The following is a 20966-nucleotide window of genomic DNA, read 5'->3' on the forward strand; positions in this document are numbered from 1 at the left end:
TTGCGCTTGCCGAAATGAACCCTGTGACTCCGTGACGGTTCCGTAGGTAACTTCGTTTTACCAGCCGTGATCTGAACGTCTTTGTGGTTTGACTTCAAACGGCTGCATAGGGGCGGGAATCGCCTTCGCCGCCGCCGCCGGGCTCCATCGGCGGCATTTCGTCCGGAGCGTCGGCCGGATCGATCTCGGGTTGTGGCGTCGGCTCGGGCTGGATTTCCGGTTGCGGCGTTCCGGGGGGCGTGGGTTCGACATAGGTCATGGTCTTCTCCTCTGAATGGAGAACGCGGCCCGCACCCCAATGTTCACCCCCGGCTTTGGGCGCGGACATGGGGAACTGGATCCGGTCGGGCCGGTTCAGTGTCCGAACCCCGGAGATTCCCATGACCCAGACCCCCATCGCCCCTTCCTCGCCCGATGACATCGTCACGGAAGACGACGGCCCGACCCAGCGCCTCGACCGACAGGCGGACGCCATCCTGGCCGAGGGCGAAGCCCGCAGCTTCGAGGACACCACCTCGCTGCGTCAGGCTCTGCGCGAAGACGCCGCCATGATCCGCAGCAAGGTGGCCGGCCGGGTCGAGACCGCCCGCGACGGCATCCGCGACGAGCCGATGCGGACCACCCTCTACGCCCTGGGCATAGGGGTGATCATCGGCATGCTGATGCGCCGCTGATCTACGCCGGCCCCACCGGCTCCCGCTGCATCGGCGCCCTCTGCAACGCCGCATCCGACACGAACGGATTGGTCCGCCGCTCCTCGCCGAAGGTCGAGATCGGCCCGTGGCCCGGCACGAAGGTGACGTCGTCGCCGAGCGGCCACAGCTTCTCCACCACGCTGCGGATCAGGGCCGGCGGGTCGCTCATCGGGAAGTCGGTCCGGCCGACCGAGCCCTTGAACAGCACGTCGCCCACCTGGGCGAACCGGGCCGCCGGGTTGAAGAAGATCACATGGCCGGGCGTATGGCCGGGGCAGTGGCGGACCTCCCAAGTCGTTTCGCCCAGGCTGACGGTGTCCCCGTCCTCCAGCCAGCGGTCAGGCGTAAAGGGTCGGGCCTCGGGCAGGCCGTACATCCGGCCGGTCTCCACGATCCGGTCGATCCAGAACTGGTCGGCCTTCTGGGGGCCGGTGATCCGGACCCCGGTCTTCTCCTGCATCTCGGCCGCGCCGCCGGCGTGGTCCAGATGACCGTGGGTGATCCAGATCTGATCCAGGGTCAGGCCGCGCCGCGCCACCTCGGCCAGAATCGCATCCACCGATCCGCCCGGATCGATCACGGCGGCCTTGTTGGTGGCCGTGCACCACACCGTGGTGCAGTTCTGCTGAAGCGGGGTGACGGGCGTCACAAAGACGCCAATGGGGGAGGCGGGCTGGGTCATGGCGTCTTCTTACCTGCCCCTGTGACGCGAAACCACCGCGACGGGCCACGCTCGCGTTGACCTTTGGAGCCCTTCTCGACATAAGGGCGGGCTTCGAGGCGCCGCTCCAAACGGGGCGGCCTTCTTGCTTTATCCATTCCGCGCCGACCGTCCCGACGGTTCATGCGCCCCAGAGCGTCAGAAATCCCGACCATGCAAGTCGTCGAAAAGTCGAACGAAGGCCTCAGCCGCGTGATCGCGGTCACCATTCCCGTCGCGGAGCTGAACGAGAAGCTCGAAGCCCGCGTCAAGGAAGTCGCCCCGCAGATGAAGCTGAAGGGCTTCCGTCCGGGCAAGGTGCCGGTCGCCCACGTCAAGAAGACTTTCGGCCGCGACTTCATGGGCGAGATCATCAACGCCCAGCTGAACGAGACCAGCCAGAAGGCTCTGGACGAGGCCAAGATCCGTCCGGCCGCCCCGGCCGAGATGAAGCTGACCTCCGACATGGACAAGGTCATCGCCGGTCAGGAAGACCTGGCCTATGAGATGTCGCTGGAGATCATGCCGGACTTCACCCCGGTCGATCCCAAGACCCTGAAGCTGGAACGCCCCACCTATGAGGCGTCTGACGCCGATCTGGACGAGGCCCTGACCGAACTGGCCGGCCAGGCCAAGTCCTACGAGGACAAGAAGGGCAAGACCGTCAAGGCCGCCGAGGGCGACCAACTGACCATCGACTTCCTGGGCAAGCTGGACGGCGAGCCCTTCGACGGCGGCGCCGCCGAGGACGCGGACCTGGTGATCGGCTCGGGCCGCTTCATCCCCGGCTTCGAAGAGCAGCTGAAGGGCGCCAAGGTCGGCGAGGAAAAGACCATCGAGGTCACCTTCCCGGAAAACTACCAGGCCGCCCATCTGGCCGGCAAACTGGCCACCTTCGACATCAAGGTGAAGGCCATCAAGGCCGAGGTCGAAGCCAAGGTGGACGACGAGTTCGCCAAGCGTATCGGTCTGGAATCGCTGGATCGCCTGAAAGAGCTTCTGAGCCAGAACCTGAACCAGCAGTACGCCGGCGCCGCCCGCTTCAAGCTGAAGCGGGCCCTGCTGGACCAGCTGGACGCCGCCCATGACTTCCCCCTGCCGCCCAAGATGGTCGAAGCCGAGTTCGACGGCATCTGGCAACAGGTCGAGGCCGACAAGGCCGCCGGCCGCCTGCCGGAAGAAGACGCCGCCAAGTCCGAAGAGGACCTGAAGGCCGAATACAAGAAGATCGCCGAGCGTCGCGTGCGCCTGGGCCTGGTCCTGGCCGAAATCGGCCGCGCCCACAATGTCCAGGTCACCGACCAGGAGCTGAACGCCGCCCTGCTGCAGGAAGCCCGCAACTATCCGGGCCAGGAGCAGGCCGTCCTGAACTTCTACCGTCAGAACCCCAACGCCGCCGCCCAAATGCGCGCCCCGATCTATGAGGAAAAGGTCGTCGACCTGATCGTCGGCCTGGCCGAAGTCACCGACAAGCCCATCAGCAAGGAAGAGCTGCTGAAGGAAGACGAAGAGGGCTGATCGCCTCCTTCATCGGATCGTGAAGAGGCGGGGGTCGGCGATCCCCGCCTTTTTCGTATGCGGGCCCCACCTTGTAAGGCGGCCTTCATAACGCGATATGCAGAACAACAAGGCGAGCGACCGCGAGTCGCGCGCTCCCCCGCATTCTTGAGAAGGCTCCATGCGCGATCCGATCGAACTGATGAACATGAACCTCGTCCCCATGGTGGTCGAGCAGTCCAGCCGGGGCGAGCGCTCCTTCGACATCTTCTCGCGCCTGCTGCGCGAGCGGATCATCTTCCTGACGGGGCCGTTCGAGGACGGCATGGCGTCGCTGATCTGCGCCCAGCTGCTGTTCCTGGAGTCGGAGAACCCCAAGAAGGAAATCTCCATGTACATCAACAGCCCCGGCGGTCAGGTGACCTCGGCGCTCGCGATCTACGACACCATGCAATACATCAAGAGCCCGGTCTCGACCGTGGTCATGGGCATGGCGGCCTCGGCCGGCTCCCTGATCCTGACGGCCGGCGAGGCGGGCCAGCGGATCGCCCTGCCGAACGCCCGGGTCATGGTGCACCAGCCTTCGGGCGGTTTCCGCGGCCAGGCCTCGGACATCGAGCGCCACGCCGAGGACATCCGCTACACCAAGAAGCGGCTGAACGAGATCTACGTCCACCACACCGGCCGCACCTATGAAGAGGTGGAGCGCACCCTGGACCGCGACCACTTCATGTCGGCCGAAGAGGCCAAGGCCTGGGGCATCGTCGATCACGTCTATGACCGGCGCGAACAGGCCGACGCCGACGGCATAAAGACGCCCGGCGCCTGAGCCCCGTTTTCAGCTAGAATGAGGGGGCGCGTCCTGGCGGCGCGCCCCTTTCTTTTCGTCCATCGGAACCGAGATGCAGTTCACAAGAGACCCCTCAGGCACGATCGAGGTGGAGGGCGAGACCTACGCCTGGGAAATCCGTCGTCAGCCGCGCCCCGTCGGCGGTGCGGTGTGGGAGGGGATGGCCGTCTCCCTGCGCCATGTGGATTTCAAGCGCGAGGCCATCATCCAGTTTCCGCCGCCCTTGCGTCCCAACGGCCGGCCCGACGTGGAGAAGCAGCGGGTCAATGTCGATGCGGTGCGCAACGCCGTCACCGCCGCCATCGAGGCGGGCTGGGACCCGACCTCGCGGGGCAAGGCCATGGTTTTCGACGTGGACGCCGACGGCCGCTGACGCCGTTCAGGGCCGCTGGGTGAAGACCCGGAACCCCGGCGACTGGGCGATGGCCAGCATTTCCGCGTCGCCGGAGGTGTCGCCATAGGCGGCCGTCAGGACCAGATCCTCGCCATAGGCGGCCTTCAGACGCCGCACCTTCTCCTCGCCCCGGCAGTTGGCGCCGTCGAAGGCGCCGGTCACCCGGCCTTCGGCGTCGAAGGTCAGGGGCGTTCCCAAGAGGGCCTCGGCGCCCAGCCGGCGGGCGAAGGGCTCAACCGTCGTCTCGGGCGAGGCGGTCACGATCACGCGATGGGCGCCGCGCTCGCCCCAGTCGTTCCAGACCTTCAGCGCGTCCGGCCGCATGAAGCGGTCCCAGACCAGGTCGGCGAACCGTTCCGCCTCGGCCTCCAGACTTTCGCGGTCCATGCCGGCCAGGAATTCCTTGACCGAGGCGGCCTTGATCCGGCCCCGATCACGATCCCGCCCATAGGCCGCCAAGGCCGGCGCCAGCTTGACCAGACCCAGGGCCCAGCCGCCCGGACCGGCCTTCCAGCGCAGAAACTGCGTGAAACTGTCGCGAATCGTCAGGGTGCCGTCGAAGTCGAAGGCGACGAGCGGCTGTTCCGAATTGATCCGGGACTGGCGTAATTCCTGCAGGCTTCCCATGTCAGACATTCGCCGTGATCCCCAACGACACTGATCCATCCCCTTTCCGTGACCTCGCCCCTCCGCCTTCGGGGTTGTCGTGGAACGTGGGATGGGTGATTGTCATTTTTTGAAGACCTTTGCGTCCAGAATGCTGGAATCAACGCGGAGGAAGCGCGTAGCTGGCCATTTCGGTCCGCTCCGCGGGAGTGAGATAAGGGTCTATGACCAAAGCAGCCGGCTCTGACGCCAAAAGCACCCTGTACTGCTCGTTCTGCGGAAAGAGCCAGCACGAAGTCCGCAAACTGATTGCGGGCCCGACCGTCTTCATCTGCGATGAATGTGTCGAACTGTGCATGGACATCATCCGTGAAGAGCACAAGATCGGCTTCAAGAAGACGAGCGACGGCGTCCCCACGCCCAAGGAGATTCGCGACGTCCTGGACGATTACGTCATCGGCCAGTCGCACGCCAAGAAGGTGCTCTCGGTCGCCGTCCACAACCATTACAAGCGTCTGAACCACGCGACGAAGAACAACGATGTCGAACTGGCCAAGTCGAACATCATGCTGATCGGGCCGACCGGTTCGGGCAAGACGCTGTTGGCCCAGACCCTGGCCCGCATCATCGACGTGCCCTTCACCATGGCCGACGCCACGACGCTGACCGAGGCCGGCTATGTGGGCGAGGACGTCGAGAACATCATCCTGAAGCTGCTCCAGGCGTCGGATTACAATGTCGAACGGGCCCAGCGCGGCATCGTCTACATCGACGAAATCGACAAGATCAGCCGCAAGTCGGACAATCCCTCGATCACCCGCGACGTCTCGGGCGAGGGCGTGCAGCAGGCGCTGCTGAAGATCATGGAAGGCACCGTCGCCTCCGTGCCTCCGCAAGGCGGCCGCAAACATCCGCAGCAGGAGTTCTTGCAGGTCGATACCGCCAACATCCTCTTCATCGTGGGCGGCGCCTTCGCCGGGCTGGAGAAGGTGATTTCGGCGCGCGGCGAGGGGGCCTCGATCGGCTTCGGCGCCAAGGTCAAGGAAATCGACGAGCGCCGCACCGGCGACATCCTCAAGGGGGTGGAGCCTGACGACCTGATGCGTTTCGGCCTGATCCCCGAGTTCATCGGCCGTCTGCCTGTCCTGGCGACGCTGGAGGATCTGGACGAAACGGCCCTGGTCACCATCCTGACCGAGCCCAAGAACGCCCTGGTCAAACAGTACAAGCGTCTGTTCGAGATGGAGAATGTCGAACTGACCTTCACCGACGACGCCCTGATCGCCGTCGCCAAAAAGGCCATTACCCGCAAGACCGGCGCGCGCGGCCTGCGTTCGATCCTGGAAGGCATTCTGCTGGAAACCATGTTCGAACTGCCGACCTTCGAAGGCGTCGAGGAGGTGGTGGTCAATGCTGAAGTCATCGACGGCAAGGCCCAGCCCCTGCTGATCTATTCCGAAGCCTCCAAGAAGAAGGCCGACGGCGCCGCCTGAACGGGCTGCGGCTGAACGTCACAAGGGCCGGAGCGACGCCGCTCCGGCCCTTTTCTTTTAAGACCCTCCCTCGCAAGCGGGGGAAGATGTCCCATTCCGAGCCCGCGTCGGCCGCGCATTTCTGCAACTCGCCCCGTTGAAAATCAGAGCTTTGTCGGTCCCAGGCGCTGATCGACCCGTCGCGGCGCCGGGGCGCCTTATGCTGGCGGGATCAGCCGAGGCGGCGCAGAGGCGTGACGGAGGTGACTTTCAAATCGGACACATCGGACACATCGGACACTGTTTTTCTGTGTCCGGCAGGGGCCGAACGGTTCTTCCGCTCCGCCGAGGGCTTCACCTCCGGACAGATCGGACACATCGGACACTGTTTTTCAGCCGTCCGAAAACCGCGCGCCGACCGGCCGCAGACGCCGGCGGCGTGGGCTGAAAGACACGTGCATGTGGGCGGATGGGCGGCCACGCTTGAACCGCAGGTCTTTCAAACCACATACTCATTCGAACGCCGTCGGAATCGACGGGTCGTCACGCGCTGGTCGGGCCTCTTGCCCGGGCGACCGTGGCGGCGGGCCGGCGATCACCAATGGCCCAGGAGTACGCATCATGACTGACACCAAGATCCTGCCCGTCCTGCCGTTGAGAGACATCGTGGTCTTTCCGCACATGGTCGTGCCGCTCTTCGTGGGCCGCGAAAAATCGGTGAAGGCCCTCGACGAGATCATGAAGGGCGAAAAGCAGATCCTTCTGGCGACCCAGAAGAACAGCGTTGACGACGACCCGTCGCCCGACGCCATCTACCCCATCGGCGTCCTGGCCAGCGTCCTGCAGCTGCTGAAGCTGCCGGACGGCACGGTCAAGGTCCTGGTCGAGGGCAAGGGCCGCGCCCGCCTGACCCGCTTCACCGACCGCACCGACTATTTCGAAGCCGAGGCCGTCGAGATCGAGGACGAGCCGGGTGAGACCTCTCAGGCCGAGGCCATGCTGCGCGCCGTGGTCGAGCAGTTCGAAAACTATGTGAAGCTGAACAAGAAGGTGCCGCCCGAGGCCCTCAGCTCCATCCCCCAGATCACCGACGCCTCCAAACTGGCGGACTCGGTCGCGGCCCATCTGTCGGTCAAGATCATCGACAAACAGGGTCTGCTGGAAACCATCGACGTGCCCAAGCGGCTGGAGAAGGTCTATGGCCTGATGGAGGGGGAAATCTCCGTCCTGCAGGTCGAGAAGAAGATCCGCTCGCGCGTGAAGCGTCAGATGGAGAAGACCCAGCGCGAATATTATCTGAACGAGCAGATGAAGGCGATCCAGCGCGAGCTGGGCGAGACCGACGACGCGCGCGACGAGATCATGGATCTGGAGAAGCGCATCCGGAAGACGCGCCTGTCCAAGGAGGCCCGCACCAAGGCCGAGGCCGAGGTCAAGAAGCTGCGCAACATGTCGCCGATGTCGGCCGAATCGACGGTGGTGCGCAACTACCTCGACTGGCTGCTGTCCGTGCCGTGGGGCAAGGCCAAGCAGAAGCCGATCGACCTGGTGCGGGCGGAAGAGATCCTCGAGGAGGACCACTTCGGCCTGGAGAAGGTCAAGGAACGGATCATCGAATATCTGGCCGTCCAGGCCCGCACCGGCAGCCTGAAGGGGCCGATCCTGTGCCTCGTCGGCCCTCCCGGCGTCGGCAAGACCTCTCTGGCCAAGTCGATCGCCAAGGCCACCGGGCGTGAATATGTCCGCATGTCCCTGGGCGGGGTGCGCGACGAGAGCGAGATCCGCGGCCACCGCCGGACCTATATCGGCTCCATGCCCGGCAAGATCATCCAGTCGATGAAGAAGGCCAAGACCACCAACGCCTTCGTCCTGCTGGACGAGATCGACAAACTGGGCGCCGACTGGCGCGGCGATCCGTCCTCGGCCCTGCTGGAGGTGCTGGACCCGGCCCAGAACTCGACCTTCGGCGACCACTATCTGGAGGTGGACTACGACCTGTCCCAGGTGATGTTCGTGACCACCGCGAACAGCCTGAACATGCCGCAGCCGCTAATGGACCGGATGGAGATCATCCGGGTCTCCGGCTACACCGAAGACGAGAAGGTCGAGATCGCCAAGCGTCACGTCCTGCCCAAACAGATGAAGGATCACGGCCTGAAGGACGGCGAGCTGGTCGTTCCGGAAGAGACCATCCGCGACCTGATCCGCTACTATACCCGTGAGGCCGGGGTGCGGTCGCTGGAGCGGGCCCTGGGCGGTCTGGCCCGCAAGGCCGTTCGCGAAATGGCCAAGACTGGGGCCGCCTCGATCACCGTCGATGCGGAAAAACTGGCCGAATACGCCGGGGTGAAGAAGTTCCGCTACGGCGAGACGGATGAGGAGGATCAGGTCGGCATCGTCACCGGCCTGGCCTGGACCGAGTTCGGCGGCGACATCCTGACCATCGAGGCGATCAAGATGCCCGGTCGCGGCCGCATGACCGTGACCGGCAACCTCAAGGACGTGATGAAGGAGTCGATCTCGGCGGCGGCCTCCTATGTCCGTTCGCGGGCTCTGGACTTCGGCGTCAAGCCGCCGGTGTTCGAGAAAACCGACATCCACGTCCACGTGCCGGACGGCGCCACGCCCAAGGACGGTCCGTCCGCCGGCGTCGCCATGACCGTGGCCATGGTCTCGGTCCTGACGGGCGTGCCGATCCGCAAGGATATCGCCATGACCGGCGAGATCACCCTGCGCGGCCGCGTCACCGCCATCGGCGGCCTGAAGGAGAAGCTGCTCGCGGCCCTGCGTTCCGGGGTCAAGACGGTGCTGATCCCCCAGGAGAACGAAAAGGACCTCGCCGACGTGCCGGACAATGTGAAGTCGGCGCTGGAGATCGTGCCGATCTCCACGGCGGACGAGGCCCTGAAATGGGCCCTGGTCGGCGCCCTGACCCCGGTCGAATGGGACGAGACGGCTGAACCCCTGCCGACGCCCGTTCCCCCCGCGGAGGGCGCCACGGCGGCTGTCAGCCACTGAACGCGACTTAAGTCGCACGCCGGAACGCCGCCGACAGCCCGTCGGCGGCGTTTTCGCTTTTGACGCGAGCGCCTATCGGACGTTTACTGACCGTTTGGAGGGATGACGATGACGAAAGCGGAACTCATCGGTCGCATGGCGACGGCGGCGAACATCAGTCGGGACCAGGCCAAGGCGGCGCTGGAGGCCTTCACCGACGGTGTTGTCGAGGCCCTGTCTCACGGTCACGACGTCAAGCTGATCGGCTTCGGCAGCTTCACCACGATCGAGCGCAAGGCGGGGGTGGCGCGCAATCCTCAAACCGGCCAGGCCATAGCGCGGGCCGCCTCCCGCACCGCCCGCTTCCGCGCCGGCGAAGGCCTGAAAAGCGCCTTGAACGCCTGACGCCCAGAGGGCATAAGCCCCGCTCTGGTTTCAAGGGCGGCTAGCTCAGCTGGAAGAGCATCTCGTTTACACCGAGAGGGTCGGCGGTTCGAGCCCGTCGCCGCCTACCAATCAAAAAGGCCGCCGGATCGCTCCGGCGGCCTTTTCCGTTTGATCTCAGGCTCCGATCAGAACCGGAAGCTGGCCCGCAGCAGCAGCGAATAGCGGACATAGTCCTCCAGCAGCTCGGCGTCGCCCGTCAGGGACAGCATGCCCAGCTCGTTGCCCAGGTTCATGCGGAAGCCCAGCAGCAGGCCGCCGCCCTCGACGGCGTCCGGCGACAGGATGAAGTCCGGCCCGCCGCTGGCGAAGCGGGCGATGGTCTCGCCGGCGTCGACCGACAGATTCTGGCGATAGCCGATCCGCAGTTCGGGACGGATCCAGCCGTCGCGACCGAAGCCGTAGCCGACGTTCATCGCCGCCACCGCCGAGAAGATGTGGCTGTCGCGGGAATCGATGTCCAGATCGAAGCCGTCGCCGCCGCCCTTTTCGGATCGGGCGTCTTCCGACAGGCGGAAGTATTCAGCGTAGATTTCGGGACGGACGTTCAGCCGGCCGTAGTTGCGCTCATAGGAGGCGCCCCCGGCGGCGGCGGCGGTCCAGCCGTGCCAGTCGGAGGTGTTGTTCAGATAGACGCCGCCGGCGACCAGCGAGCGGTCGGCGCTGAAGCTGGCGTAGCCGCCGGCCGCCCGAGCCCAGGTGGTCCAGTACTGGCCCTGGGCGCGCCAATAGAGGCCGAGCTCCAGAAGATTGGCGGACAGGACCTCTTCGGCCTCCGCTTCCGGATCCTTGATGTCCGAGGAGGTGAAGGCCGCCGTCACGCCGAAGGCGCCCAGGCTGGAGCCCTTCTCGACGCCGCCGGCCACGCCGAAGCCTTCGGACCGGAAGCCGTAGGAGTCGGTCTTGTCCTTGTCGGCGTAGAAGTTGATCTCCTGCAGCCAGGCGCTGGTTTCTCCGGGCGCAGCCGAGGCGTTGCGCCCGGTCAGGGCGCGGGTCACGGCGTCCACCCCGGCCGACAACGACATCAGAGGGCCGCCCGAGTGGTCCGGCAGCATCTGCTCGTAGGCGTCGATGAAGCCGTCGCGGCCCGTCTGGGACAGGAACAGGTTACGAACCGTCTCATTGGCGCCCAGGGCGGCGTAGACGGCGTCATAGGCCGAGGCCTCGACCGGGATCAGCCCGGCCTCCTGGGCGGTGCGCCGGCGCGCGTCGATATAGAGGCTGTTGGCGCCCTGATCGACGCCCGCTTCGACGACATAGAGATAGGGCGAGTTTTCGGCGAGCAGCTGCTTGTCGATCTGGCCGACGTTCAGCGTGCCGGCCTTGATGATGTCGAACCGCTCCGGTCCCTCCAGCAGGGAGGAGAAGCGCACGCCCAGCTGCGCGCCCGTCGCCAGGGTGGCGGCGCCGCTGACGTTGAAGCCGCCGGCGCGATCGGCCTTGGGGTCCAGGGTCGTGATCAGGACGCCGTCGGCCCCCACGTTCAGGCTGGAGATGTTGGTGGCGGTCGTCTGGGTCGCGTTCAGCGTGCCCTTGGAAACGTTGATGTCCAAGGCGCCGTCGCTGTCGGTTATCGCGCCCTGCACCACGGCGCCGCCGCTGATCGCCAGCCGGTCGGCGCCGGCGCCGAAGGCGATGTCGCCGACGACCGTGCCGTTCTCGACATTGAAGGTGTCGGCGCCCGAGCCCAGCTTGATCGCGCCCACGATCTGGGGCTCGCTGGCATCCGGCACTCCGTCCTTGTCAGTGTCGGTCGCAGTGCTGTCGGCTGCGGCGGGAACACCGTACTGGCGCAGGGTCACGCCGCTGGTGTTGGCCGACAGGTCGATGGCCGTGACCGTGCCGGAGACGTCCGCCAGACTGCTGGAGCTGGCGGTCAGGGAGCCGGCGATCACGCCGGCGTTGTTCAGCTGGGTCAGCGAGCCCGACTGATCGCGGATCACGGTCGCCGAACCGTCGTCGCCGCCGTAGGAGGCGATCATCGTGCCGGTGTTGGTCAGACTGCCGACGTTCGCGCCGACGCCGATCAGAACACCCGTGGCGGCCTCGGTTCCCTTGCCGGCCACGACGGCCTGGATAGTCCCGGTGTTGACCAGGGCGGGGGCAGAGACGCCGGCGCCGACCTGGATGGCGGTGGCGTTGGCGTCGACAGCCGAGGCGGCGATCGAGCCTTCGTTGCGCACGCCGCCCGCAATCGTCACGGCCTGTCCGCCGTCCACGCCGAGTTGAAGCCCGCGTCCCTGAACGCCGGAATAGACGCCCGATCCGGTGATGGCGCCCCGGTTGATCAGGCCATAGGCGGCGTCGCCCGTCCCGACCGCGCCCAAGGTCACAGTGTTTGCGGTGGAGCCGATCAGCAGGGCCGGCGCGGCGCCCAGAGAGGTGAGGGCGGCCGTTGTCTCGCTGGCGTCGGGCACGCCGTCGCCGTCGCGGTCCAGATCATCGCGGTTCTTGACGCCGTCGCCGTCGTCGTCCTCGTCGCCGTTCTTGACGCCGTCCTTGTCGTCGTCGCCGTCGATGCCGGCGGCCGAATAGGCCAGGGCCTTGTCCAGCAGGACGCCGCCCGCGACATTGGCGCCGACGCGCACGGCCGGTCCGCCCTGAAGCAGGTCATCGGCGTCCAACTCATCCAGGAACAGGGTGGTGGCGTTGTCGAACGTTCCGGTGGAGGGGCGCGCCGGAGGCGGGGTGGTGTAGCGATAGCCGGTGGTGGCGATGGTGGAATGGATCTTCAGAGCGCCGCCCACGGCGCCTTCGACCGAGACCCCGGTCGCGCCCGCGCCGGTGGCCGAGATGGAGCCCGCTAGATCCACATTGCCCGAGACCGGAGCCGTGGTGCGGACGCCCGCCGTGTTGTCGCCGACGACCCGGATGGTGCCCAGGCTCTGAACCTTGCCGTTCACCGCCGATTCGACGCCGAGCCCGTAGGAATTATTGCCTTCGACCGTAATGGAGCCGCTGGATTCGACCAGGACGTTGCCGGTGAAGGGCGATGCCCCGGTCACCCGCACGCCATAGCGGCCGGTTCCCGTGGCGAAGGGGCCGTCCAGATCGCCGTCGCCGTCTGTGTCCTTGATGTCAGCCGTTTCCTGGCTGTCGGTGATGTTAATCGCCCCGCCGACCGTGACCGACCCGGTGTTGCCGCCGTTGACCAGGATGCCGGTGGCGCCGTCGGCGGCCTTGTCCATGGTGATGGAACTACCGCTGTCCAGATCGACGGTGTTGCTGGAATCCAGCGTCACGGCCGCGCCCGAGTTGACGGCGACCGAGCCGCCGCTGGCCAGACGGACGTTATCCGCCGCCGTTCCGGTGGCGTTCGCCGTGCGGATCGGGGTGGTCCGGGCGGTCGAGACGACGACCTCGGCCTGAGCGCCGCTTACGGCCATCAAGGGGGCGATCGCCACGGCGGTCGCGAGCAGAATACGCATTCGGAAGAAAACCCCTGGTGGTCACGCGATCACGATGCAGGCGACCCTTTAGCAGGGTCCGGGCCAGCCTTCCCCAACTTTATCGAATTTGAGGCGAATGCAAGGCCGCGCTCCATCTGCTGCGGCGCCGAAAGGGCGGGGTGGTCGGGCCAAGGTCCTGATTTTCAGTCGTGATGGGCGGGGTTCGGAGGGTTTTTCTCGCTCCCTATTGAGCTTTGCCGCAGCCGGGTCTAGGGGCGAAGATCATGGTCAACCGCCTCTGAGGATGAGGCATCCATTCCGCGCCTTTCGGCGTTTGCGAGCGCAGACCTGACGAGAACCCCCGAATGACCCTGACTGATCTCGACGTCCACGAAAGCGAACTTCGTCTGATTCCCGGACTGGACGTGGAGGTGGCGGACACCTTGAGGGCGTTGAAACAGGCGTCGCAGGACGAGCGGCCGCGGCTGTTGGACACCACCATGCTGTACGCGCCCCGGTCCGGCGGCGTGAAGCGATACCTGCTGTCGAAGAAGGCGTGGATCGAGGCCAATCGGCCGGGGGTCAGCCATTCCCTCATCGTGCCGGGCGCCCGACACAGGGCGCGGGCGGACGGGATCGTTCAGCTGCGCGCCACGCGACTGCCGTTCGGAGACGGCTATCGTTGGCCCAGTTCGGTCAAGCGCTGGAGCGCCTGGGTCGCGGCCATGAAGCCGTCGATCATTGAGGCGGGCGACCCCTATACGCCGGGACAGGGCGCCCTGGAGGCCGGCCAGAGGGTCGGCTGTCCCGTCGTCGGCTTCTGCCATTCGGACCCAGCCGGCCTGGCGGCGCTTCATTTCGGCGAATGGGCCAAGAAGCCCGTCGAAAAGCGCTGGGCCCGTCTGTTCTCCCAGTTTGACCGCGTCGTTTCGCCCAGCCGCTTCATCGCGCGGCGGCTTGAGGAGGCGGGGGTGGACAATATCGTCATTCGTCCGCTGGGCGTCGAGGTCGACACCTTCCGGCCCGACCGCCGCGATCGGTCCTGGCTGCTGAAGGAACTGGGCCTCGGCCCAGACGCACGCCTTCTGTGTTTTGCCGGCCGTCCCGCCAAGGAGAAGAACGTCGATGTTCTGATCGAGGCGGTCCAAAAGCTGGGCGCCCCTTATTATCTGGTCCTGGTCGGCGCTGGTTCGGGCATGCCCGCCGAGGACCGGGTGATCTCCCTGCCTTATGAGAAGGACCCGCGGGCGGTGGCCAAGATCATCGCCAGCTGCGACGCCTTCGTTCACGCCAATGACAAGGAGCCCTTCGGTCTGATCGTGCTGGAGGCCATGGCCTGCGGTCGGCCCGTGGTGGGCGTAAACGCCGGGGGCGTGGCCGAGACGGTCGATTCGACCGTGGGCCAGTTGGCCGCCAGCGCCGAGGCCGACGACTACGCCCAGGCGATCGAGGCCTTGTTCGCCCGCGACATCGAGGCCATCGGCCGCGCCGCCCGCGAAAAGGCGGTCAGCCGGTTCGCCTGGAACCGCGTCTTTGAAGACCTGTGCATGGTCTATGGAGAGCTGACCGGAGAGGCCGCCTTCGTTCAGCCCGAGGCGGCGTTCGCCGTCCACTGATCCGAAGCGGGCCCGCCCGTCTCTGGGGACGGGCGCTGGACTGCGGTCAGCGCCGATCATACCCCGGACGGGGATGATGTTTTTCTAAGAAATAGGGGATTTGCGCGCTTGCGGGGCGGCGCGCCGCTTCTTCGTTACAGAAGAAGTGGCGCGAGTGACGGGGCTCGAACCCGCGACCTCCGGCGTGACAGGCCGGCACTCTAACCAACTGAGCTACACCCGCGTACCTGGGTCGAAACTTTAGAGTTGTTTCGAAAACTGTGTGGGAAGGCGGTGTGCGCCACTCCATCTATTTCTAGAGAGAGTGGCGCGAGTGACGGGGCTCGAACCCGCGACCTCCGGCGTGACAGGCCGGCACTCTAACCAACTGAGCTACACCCGCGTTTCCCGACCGAAGCGGCTGTGCGCCCCGGCGAGGGGCGTCGTTTAGGCGGGCTTACACAGCGCGTCAAGCGACCTTTTTCGATAAGACGGGCCTCAGCGCGACGGGGCTGTGGGCGAAGGGACCGCCGCCGGTTGGGGCGGGGTGTGCGGACCCGCCAGACCGCCTGCAGCAGGCTCCTGGGCGGCGACGGCGGGGGCGGGCGGTTCGTAATAGACGCCGACGCCCGGCCCAAGCGGCAGGTCCAGCGTGACCCAGGCCGCCACCATGATCAGGCCGGCGACCAGGAAGGCCCCTGCATAGGGCAGCATGGTCGCCATCAGAGACCCCAGGCCGAAGCGCGGATCCCAGCGCTGGGCGAAGGTCAGGATCAGGGGGAAGTAGCTCATCAGCGGCGTGGCGATGTTGGTGACCGAATCGCCCATCCGATAGGCGGCGGTCGTCATCTCGGGCGAAATCCCCAACAGCATGAACATCGGCACCACGATCGGAGCCAGGGCGGACCATTTGGCCGAGGCCGAACCGATGAACAGGTCGAAGAAGCAGGAGACGAAGACCACGCAGATCAGCAGCAGGGGGGCGGGCAGGGCCAGGCTCTTCAGCTCGGCGGCGGCGTTGACCGCCAGGATCGGCCCCAGCCCCGACCAGTTGAACATGGCTACGAAATGGGCGGCGAAGAAGGCCAGCACGATATAGGGCGCCAACTGGGCTATGCCGTCGCGCATCATGCGGACCAGGTCCCGATGCGACTGGATTGACCGCGAACCGGCGCCATAGGCGGCGCCGGTCAGGAAGAAGGTCACGGCGAAGAAGGCCACCAGCGAACGGTACAGGGGATTGAACCTCTGTTCGGGCTCGGCCGTCGGATCGACGAAGGGCGAGCCGGGCAGGAGGGTGATCAGGGCCCAGAGGGCGATCATCCCCATCAGGGCCAGTCCGGCCCAGGCCAGGCCGCGCTTCTCATCGGCGGTCAGGGGCTGTTTCTCGGAGGCGGCGGGAGCGGCGGCGTCCGCCGACGGCGCCCACGGCCCCAGGCGCGGCTCGATCACCCGGTCCGTCAGGAACCAGACGATGGGGGTGAAGACCAGGACGACCCCGATGATGAAGAACCAGTTGCCGGCGATGTTCACCGAATAGGAGGGGTCGATCAGGTGGGCCGCCGGCTCAGTGATCCCCAGGATCAAGGCGTCGCTGGCGCCGGGAAACAGATTTCCGGCATAGCCGCCCGACACGGCCGCAAACCCGGCGGCCAGACCCGCCAGGGGGTGCCGACCCGCCGCAGCGAAGATGACCGCCGCCAGGGGGATGACCACGACATAGGAGGCGTCCGACGCATGGTGGGAGACCATGCCCGTCACAACCACGATCGGGGTCAGGATCGCCCGCGGCGCATTCAGCAGGGCGCCGCGAATCGCCGTGGCGAACAGGCCCGCCCTTTCCGCCACCGAAGCCCCGTAGATTATGGTGACGACGATCCCCAACGGCGGGAAGTCCGCCAGGGTGCGCGGCATGCCGATGATCAGCCGCTCAAGGTTTTCGGGCGACAGCAGGCTCTGGGCCGCCAGCCGATCGCCCGTCACCGGATTCACCGCAGACCAGCCCAGGGCCGCGCCGATCATGCTAAGCAGAATCAGGCCGCCGACCAGCCAGAGGAAGAGAAAGACCGGATCGGGCAGACGATTTCCGATCCTCTCGACCGTGTTCAGAAGGCGCGCGGCTGGATTCATCGTCGGACTTTCGGGTGCGAAATCAGGCCGTCAGTAGGGCCGCGCGCCGCCGAAGACGGCAAGCGCCCCACCTGCGACATATAGCCCGAAAACCTGCGACCGATTCGCAACAAAAAACCCGTCGTCACAGGGGTTTGAACCGCGCCGACGTTGGGTCTAAGAAGCCCCGAATCCCGCCTCTCCCCGGCGGCCGAGGTTCTTTGAATGAACGCATTTCTGCTCGAATATCTGCCGGTGCTGATCTTCGCCGGCGTGGCCGCCTTCATCGGCGTGCTTTTCATCGCCCTGCCGCTGCTGCTGGCGCCGAAAAATCCGGACGCCGAGAAGCTGTCCGCCTATGAGTGCGGGTTCAACGCCTTTGACGACGCGCGGATGAAGTTCGACGTCCGCTTCTATCTGGTGTCCATCCTGTTCATCATCTTCGACCTGGAAGTGGCCTTCCTCTTCCCCTGGGCCGTGTCGATGTTCGACCTGTCGCAGGCGGGCATGATCTTCGCCTTCTGGTCGATGATGGTCTTCCTGGGCGTCCTGACCATCGGCTTCATCTATGAATGGAAGAAGGGAGCCCTGGAATGGGAGTGATCGCGCCTTCGTCGCCGCTTCCCGGCGCAATGGTTCCCGCCAATTCGGCCGCCCGGTCGACGGTCGAGGGCTATGACCCCAAGGTCCATGACAAGTTCTTCGAGGCGGTGAACACCGAACTGGGCGAGCGCGGCTTCCTGACCGCCTCGCTGGACGACGTCATCACCTGGGCCCGCACCGGCTCGCTGATGTGGATGACCTTCGGCCTGGCCTGCTGCGCCGTCGAGATGATCCAGATGTCGATGCCGCGCTTCGACGTCGAACGCTTCGGCATGGCCCCGCGCGGCAGCCCGCGTCACTCGGACCTGATGATCGTCGCCGGCACCCTGACCAACAAGATGGCCCCGGCCATCCGCAAGGTCTATGACCAGATGCCCGATCCCCGCTACGTCGTGTCGATGGGCAGCTGCGCCAACGGCGGCGGCTATTATCACTACAGCTACAGCGTCGTGCGCGGCTGCGACCGCGTGGTGCCGGTGGACGTCTATGTGCCCGGCTGCCCGCCGACGGCCGAGGCCCTGCTGTACGGCCTGCTGCAGCTGCAGAAGAAGATTCGCCGCACGGGGACCATCGACCGATGAGCTCGCTGGCCGTTCAAGCCCAGTTCGAGGCCGCCTTGACGCCGATGGGCGCCGAGCTGGTCGGGGCGCTCGCCGGCGACGGCTGGGGCGTCGAGGCCCAGGTCGCCTTTGGCGAACTGACCCTGGTCGCGCCGCGCGAACACATCGTCGAGGTGATGACCGCCCTGCGCGACCGGTTCGGGTTCCAGCAACTGCTGGACGTCTGCGGCGCCGACTATCCGGATCGCGAAGAGCGGTTCGAGGTGGTCTATCACCTGCTGTCCCTGACGCGGAACGCCCGCATCCGGGTCAAGGTCGCCACCGACGAGGTCCAGCCGGTCCCGACCGTCTGCCACGTCTATCCGTCCGCCGGCTGGTTCGAGCGTGAAGCCTACGACATGTACGGCGTGATCTTCGCAGGCCATCCCGATATGCGGCGCCTGCTGACCGACTATGGGTTCGAAGGGCATCCGCTGCGCAAGGACTTCCCCATGACGGGCTATGTCGAGGTCCGTTACGACGAAGAGCAGAAGCGGGTCGTCTATGAACCCGTCAAGCTGACGCAGGAATTCCGCACGTTCGACTTCCTGTCGCCGTGGGAAGGCGCCGATTATCCGGCGCCCGTCCTGCCCGGCGACGAAAAGGCTGGAGTGAAGGGCTGATGGCTGACGGCGCCCGTATCCCTGCGTCCGCGAACAGCGGCGGCGGCGGAGATCCCTTCGAAGACATGCCGATGGATCACCGGACCGACCATGCCCGCGACATGGACGACCGCAAGTTCACCATCAACTTCGGCCCGCAACACCCGGCCGCGCACGGCGTGCTGCGTCTGGTGCTGGAGCTGGACGGCGAGATCGTCGAGCGTGTCGATCCGCACATCGGCCTGCTGCACCGCGGCACCGAAAAGCTGATGGAGGCCCGCACCTATCTGCAGAACGTGCCCTATCTGGACCGGCTCGACTATGTGGCGCCGATGAACCAGGAGCACGCCTTCTGCCTGGCCATCGAGAAGCTGCTGGGCATCGAGGTTCCGTACCGGGCTCAGCTGATCCGCGTCCTCTATTCGGAGATCGGCCGGATCGGGAACCACCTGCTGAACGCGACCATGCAGGCCATGGACGTCGGCGCCCTGACGCCCCCGCTCTGGGGTCACGAAGAGCGCGAGAAGCTGATGGTCTTCTACGAGCGCGCCAGCGGGGCGCGTCTCCACGCCAACTACTTCCGCCCCGGCGGCGTCCATCAGGACCTGCCGATGGACCTGATCGACGACATCGGTCGCTGGTGCCTGGAGTTCCCCAAGGCCCTGGCCGACATCGAGAGCCTGGTCACCGAAAACCGCATCTTCAAGCAGCGCAACGTCGACATCGGCGTGGTGTCCAAGGAACAGGCCCTGGCCTGGGGCTTCTCGGGCGTGATGCTGCGCGGCTCGGACATCGCCTGGGACCTGCGCAAGTCGCAGCCCTACGAGTGCTACGCCGAGATGGAGTTCGACATTCCGGTCGGCAAGAACGGCGACTGCTGGGACCGCTACCTCTGCCGCATCGAGGAGATGAAGCAGTCGGTGCGCATCATGGAGCAGTGCATCCATAAGCTGCGCAACTGCCCCGGCGAGCCGGTGATGGTCGAGGACAACAAGATCGTGCCGCCGCGTCGCGGCGAGATGAAGCGGTCGATGGAATCCCTGATCCATCACTTCAAGCTGTACACCGAAGGCTTCAAGACGCCGGAAGGCGAGGTCTATGCGGCCGTCGAGGCGCCCAAGGGGGAGTTCGGCATCTATCTGGTGTCGGACGGCACCAACAAACCCTATCGCGTCAAGATCTCGGCGCCGGGCTTCCGTCACCTGCAGGCGATGGACTGGATGAACCGCGGCCACCAGCTGGCCGACGTCTCCGCCATCCTGGGCTCGCTCGACATCGTTTTCGGAGAAGTGGACCGATGAGCGTTCGTCGTCTCGCCAAGGAACAGCCGGCCTCGTTCGCCTTTTCGAAGGACACCCAGGCCAAGGCCGAATGGTGGATCAAGAAGTATCCGGAAAACCGTCGCCAGTCGGCGGTGATCCCGATCCTGTGGCTGGTGCAGAAGCAGGAAGGCTGGGTCTCAGAACCCGCCATTCGCGCGGTCGGCGAACTGCTGGGCATGCCCTTCATCCGGGTGATGGAGGTCGCGACCTTCTACACCATGTTCATGCTGGAGCCGGTCGGCAAGACCGCCCTGATCCAGGTGTGCGGCACCACGCCCTGCATGCTGCGCGGCGCCAATGAGCTGATGAAGGTCTGCAAGGAGAAGATCGGTCCCAAGGACCATCTGTCCGCCGACGGCCGCTTCACCTGGCAGGAGGTCGAATGCCTGGGCGCCTGTTCCAACGCGCCCATGGCACAGATCAACGACTACTATTACGAAGACCTGACGCCCGAGACCATGGCCCAGGTCATCGACGACTTCGCGGCGGGCAAGGCGCCCAAGCCGGGCTCCTACATCGGTCGCCACAATGCAGCGCCGGCCGGCGGGGCCAAGACCCTGCTGGACCCGAAGCTGTATGACGGCTCGGCCGCCAAGCCGATCAAGAAACTGCCCAACAGCGATCCTGCTCCGGTCGAGAAGGCTCCGGCCTGATGCCTGCCCCTGACCTCGACAGCGACGAAGGCCGCGCCGCATACCGCAAGGAGCTGCGCCAGGTCGCGCGCCCCCTGCGCGCGGGCGGACTCGCGCTCGTGGTCGGCGCCGCCATGCTGATCCTGTTCACCCGGCAGGGCACGCCCGGCCTGGGCGACTGGGCCTATACGGCCTCCTACGTCATGCTGGGCCTGGGCTGGGCCTGCGTCATCGGCGCCGTCTACACCCGCACCCAACATCACCGACGCCGTATGCGCGAGCTGGAAGGCGCTTCGTCATGAGCGCGTCGATCTACTGTGGTTTCTTGAACTCGATGCAGCGTGCCGGGGGGCGCCATGTCGACGGATCAGAAGCGGGCAGGGCGCCGCGCGCCCAAGCGCGGCCGAGGCGGGTGGAGCCCCGCCGGGACAGGTCGATTGCTGGTCAATCTGGCCGGCGC

Annotated in this window: 19 protein-coding genes and 3 tRNA genes; 15 read left to right on the forward strand and 7 right to left on the reverse strand. The window is 66.0% G+C overall.

The window, feature by feature from the left end:
- Positions 1–94: 94 nt before the first annotated feature.
- Positions 95–259 (reverse strand): hypothetical protein, encoded by a 165-nt coding sequence (locus JL11_RS17715; RefSeq protein WP_182713809.1) that lies wholly within the window; start codon positions 257–259, stop codon positions 95–97.
- 121 nt (positions 260–380) lie between these two features.
- On the opposite strand from JL11_RS17715, the gene JL11_RS09850 reads away from it, so the two are divergent.
- On the forward strand, positions 381–674 hold the full coding sequence (locus JL11_RS09850; RefSeq protein WP_231681254.1) for a hypothetical protein: 294 nt from the start codon (positions 381–383) through the stop codon (positions 672–674).
- A 1-nt stretch (position 675) separates the two neighbouring features.
- On the opposite strand, the gene JL11_RS09855 is transcribed toward JL11_RS09850, so the two are convergent.
- Positions 676–1377, reverse strand: coding sequence for an MBL fold metallo-hydrolase (locus tag JL11_RS09855; protein ID WP_054765518.1), 702 nt, complete (start codon positions 1375–1377; stop codon positions 676–678).
- 192 nt (positions 1378–1569) lie between these two features.
- On the opposite strand from JL11_RS09855, the gene tig reads away from it, so the two are divergent.
- The 3 genes from tig (at position 1570) to JL11_RS09870 (ending at position 4115) form a co-directional block, all read left to right on the forward strand.
- Positions 1570–2913 carry a trigger factor gene (gene tig, locus JL11_RS09860; RefSeq protein ID WP_082382673.1) on the forward strand — a complete coding sequence of 448 codons (1344 nt, stop codon included), beginning with the start codon at positions 1570–1572 and terminating at the stop codon, positions 2911–2913.
- Between the two features lie 160 nt (positions 2914–3073).
- Positions 3074–3721 carry an ATP-dependent Clp protease proteolytic subunit gene (locus tag JL11_RS09865; RefSeq protein ID WP_054765520.1) on the forward strand — a complete coding sequence of 216 codons (648 nt, stop codon included), beginning with the start codon at positions 3074–3076 and terminating at the stop codon, positions 3719–3721.
- 73 nt (positions 3722–3794) lie between these two features.
- A complete protein-coding gene (locus JL11_RS09870; protein ID WP_054765521.1) occupies positions 3795–4115 on the forward strand; it encodes a hypothetical protein in 321 nt (106 codons plus the stop codon).
- A 6-nt stretch (positions 4116–4121) separates the two neighbouring features.
- Here JL11_RS09870 and JL11_RS09875 read toward each other — a convergent pair whose 3' ends face one another.
- Complete coding sequence (locus JL11_RS09875; RefSeq protein ID WP_054765522.1) at positions 4122–4772, reverse strand: HAD-IB family hydrolase; 651 nt, start codon at positions 4770–4772, stop codon at positions 4122–4124.
- A 194-nt stretch (positions 4773–4966) separates the two neighbouring features.
- Here JL11_RS09875 and clpX point away from each other — a divergent pair, with 194 nt between their 5' ends.
- The 4 genes from clpX to JL11_RS09895 all read left to right on the forward strand — a co-directional run bounded on the left by clpX (position 4967) and on the right by JL11_RS09895 (position 9726).
- Positions 4967–6235 (forward strand): ATP-dependent Clp protease ATP-binding subunit ClpX, encoded by a 1269-nt coding sequence (gene clpX, locus JL11_RS09880; RefSeq protein ID WP_054765523.1) that lies wholly within the window; start codon positions 4967–4969, stop codon positions 6233–6235.
- 600 nt (positions 6236–6835) lie between these two features.
- Positions 6836–9232, forward strand: coding sequence for an endopeptidase La (gene lon, locus JL11_RS09885; RefSeq protein ID WP_054765524.1), 2397 nt, complete (start codon positions 6836–6838; stop codon positions 9230–9232).
- A gap of 108 nt (positions 9233–9340) precedes the next feature.
- Positions 9341–9616, forward strand: a complete 276-nt coding sequence (locus tag JL11_RS09890; protein WP_054766918.1) for an HU family DNA-binding protein — start codon at positions 9341–9343, stop codon at positions 9614–9616.
- Between the two features lie 34 nt (positions 9617–9650).
- Positions 9651–9726, forward strand: a tRNA-Val gene (locus JL11_RS09895).
- Positions 9727–9783: 57 nt separating this feature from the next.
- Here the strand turns inward: JL11_RS09895 and JL11_RS09900 are convergent.
- Complete coding sequence (locus JL11_RS09900; protein WP_054765525.1) at positions 9784–13083, reverse strand: autotransporter domain-containing protein; 3300 nt, start codon at positions 13081–13083, stop codon at positions 9784–9786.
- A gap of 326 nt (positions 13084–13409) precedes the next feature.
- Here JL11_RS09900 and JL11_RS09905 point away from each other — a divergent pair, with 326 nt between their 5' ends.
- The gene (locus tag JL11_RS09905) at positions 13410–14660 is read left to right on the forward strand and encodes a glycosyltransferase (RefSeq protein ID WP_082382674.1); all 1251 of its coding nucleotides are present in this window, start codon (positions 13410–13412) and stop codon (positions 14658–14660) included.
- A gap of 146 nt (positions 14661–14806) precedes the next feature.
- Here JL11_RS09905 and JL11_RS09910 read toward each other — a convergent pair.
- The 3 genes from JL11_RS09910 to JL11_RS09920 all read right to left on the reverse strand — a co-directional run bounded on the left by JL11_RS09910 (position 14807) and on the right by JL11_RS09920 (position 16769).
- A tRNA-Asp gene (locus JL11_RS09910) sits at positions 14807–14883 on the reverse strand.
- 82 nt (positions 14884–14965) lie between these two features.
- Positions 14966–15042: transfer RNA gene (locus JL11_RS09915), tRNA-Asp, on the reverse strand.
- Positions 15043–15137: 95 nt separating this feature from the next.
- Positions 15138–16769, reverse strand: coding sequence for an AbgT family transporter (locus tag JL11_RS09920; RefSeq protein WP_054765526.1), 1632 nt, complete (start codon positions 16767–16769; stop codon positions 15138–15140).
- A 204-nt stretch (positions 16770–16973) separates the two neighbouring features.
- Between JL11_RS09920 and JL11_RS09925 the strand changes: the two genes are divergently transcribed.
- From JL11_RS09925 to JL11_RS09950, 6 genes are all read left to right on the forward strand, one after another.
- The gene (locus JL11_RS09925) at positions 16974–17351 is read left to right on the forward strand and encodes an NADH-quinone oxidoreductase subunit A (RefSeq protein WP_054765527.1); all 378 of its coding nucleotides are present in this window, start codon (positions 16974–16976) and stop codon (positions 17349–17351) included.
- Positions 17321–17932, forward strand: coding sequence for a NuoB/complex I 20 kDa subunit family protein (locus tag JL11_RS09930; protein WP_152950061.1), 612 nt, complete (start codon positions 17321–17323; stop codon positions 17930–17932). Before JL11_RS09925 ends, JL11_RS09930 begins: the two co-directional genes overlap by 31 nt.
- A complete protein-coding gene (locus JL11_RS09935; RefSeq protein WP_054765529.1) occupies positions 17929–18573 on the forward strand; it encodes an NADH-quinone oxidoreductase subunit C in 645 nt (214 codons plus the stop codon). The genes JL11_RS09930 and JL11_RS09935 overlap by 4 nt, the downstream gene beginning before the upstream one ends.
- Positions 18574–18638: 65 nt before the next feature.
- Positions 18639–19853, forward strand: coding sequence for an NADH-quinone oxidoreductase subunit D (locus JL11_RS09940; protein WP_054766920.1), 1215 nt, complete (start codon positions 18639–18641; stop codon positions 19851–19853).
- Positions 19850–20527: an NADH-quinone oxidoreductase subunit NuoE gene (gene nuoE / locus JL11_RS09945; RefSeq protein WP_054765530.1), complete on the forward strand. Its 678-nt coding sequence runs from the start codon at positions 19850–19852 to the stop codon at positions 20525–20527. Before JL11_RS09940 ends, nuoE begins: the two co-directional genes overlap by 4 nt.
- The gene (locus tag JL11_RS09950; protein ID WP_054765531.1) at positions 20527–20808 is read left to right on the forward strand and encodes a hypothetical protein; all 282 of its coding nucleotides are present in this window, start codon (positions 20527–20529) and stop codon (positions 20806–20808) included. Before nuoE ends, JL11_RS09950 begins: the two co-directional genes overlap by 1 nt.
- Positions 20809–20966: the final 158 nt, after the last annotated feature.

The organism is Brevundimonas sp. DS20 (genome assembly GCF_001310255.1).
GTDB lineage: Bacteria > Pseudomonadota > Alphaproteobacteria > Caulobacterales > Caulobacteraceae > Brevundimonas > Brevundimonas aurantiaca.

Coding starts and splice junctions, on each gene's coding strand:
- JL11_RS17715 (WP_182713809.1), bottom strand. CDS start 259: ATGACCTATGTCGAACCCACGCCCCCCGGAACGCCGCAACCGGAAATC.
- JL11_RS09850 (WP_231681254.1), top strand. CDS start 381: ATGACCCAGACCCCCATCGCCCCTTCCTCGCCCGATGACATCGTCACG.
- JL11_RS09855 (WP_054765518.1), bottom strand. CDS start 1,377: ATGACCCAGCCCGCCTCCCCCATTGGCGTCTTTGTGACGCCCGTCACC.
- tig (WP_082382673.1), top strand. CDS start 1,570: ATGCAAGTCGTCGAAAAGTCGAACGAAGGCCTCAGCCGCGTGATCGCG.
- JL11_RS09865 (WP_054765520.1), top strand. CDS start 3,074: ATGCGCGATCCGATCGAACTGATGAACATGAACCTCGTCCCCATGGTG.
- JL11_RS09870 (WP_054765521.1), top strand. CDS start 3,795: ATGCAGTTCACAAGAGACCCCTCAGGCACGATCGAGGTGGAGGGCGAG.
- JL11_RS09875 (WP_054765522.1), bottom strand. CDS start 4,772: ATGTCTGACATGGGAAGCCTGCAGGAATTACGCCAGTCCCGGATCAAT.
- clpX (WP_054765523.1), top strand. CDS start 4,967: ATGACCAAAGCAGCCGGCTCTGACGCCAAAAGCACCCTGTACTGCTCG.
- lon (WP_054765524.1), top strand. CDS start 6,836: ATGACTGACACCAAGATCCTGCCCGTCCTGCCGTTGAGAGACATCGTG.
- JL11_RS09890 (WP_054766918.1), top strand. CDS start 9,341: ATGACGAAAGCGGAACTCATCGGTCGCATGGCGACGGCGGCGAACATC.
- JL11_RS09900 (WP_054765525.1), bottom strand. CDS start 13,083: ATGCGTATTCTGCTCGCGACCGCCGTGGCGATCGCCCCCTTGATGGCC.
- JL11_RS09905 (WP_082382674.1), top strand. CDS start 13,410: ATGACCCTGACTGATCTCGACGTCCACGAAAGCGAACTTCGTCTGATT.
- JL11_RS09920 (WP_054765526.1), bottom strand. CDS start 16,769: ATGAATCCAGCCGCGCGCCTTCTGAACACGGTCGAGAGGATCGGAAAT.
- JL11_RS09925 (WP_054765527.1), top strand. CDS start 16,974: ATGAACGCATTTCTGCTCGAATATCTGCCGGTGCTGATCTTCGCCGGC.
- JL11_RS09930 (WP_152950061.1), top strand. CDS start 17,321: ATGGAAGAAGGGAGCCCTGGAATGGGAGTGATCGCGCCTTCGTCGCCG.
- JL11_RS09935 (WP_054765529.1), top strand. CDS start 17,929: ATGAGCTCGCTGGCCGTTCAAGCCCAGTTCGAGGCCGCCTTGACGCCG.
- JL11_RS09940 (WP_054766920.1), top strand. CDS start 18,639: ATGCCGATGGATCACCGGACCGACCATGCCCGCGACATGGACGACCGC.
- nuoE (WP_054765530.1), top strand. CDS start 19,850: ATGAGCGTTCGTCGTCTCGCCAAGGAACAGCCGGCCTCGTTCGCCTTT.
- JL11_RS09950 (WP_054765531.1), top strand. CDS start 20,527: ATGCCTGCCCCTGACCTCGACAGCGACGAAGGCCGCGCCGCATACCGC.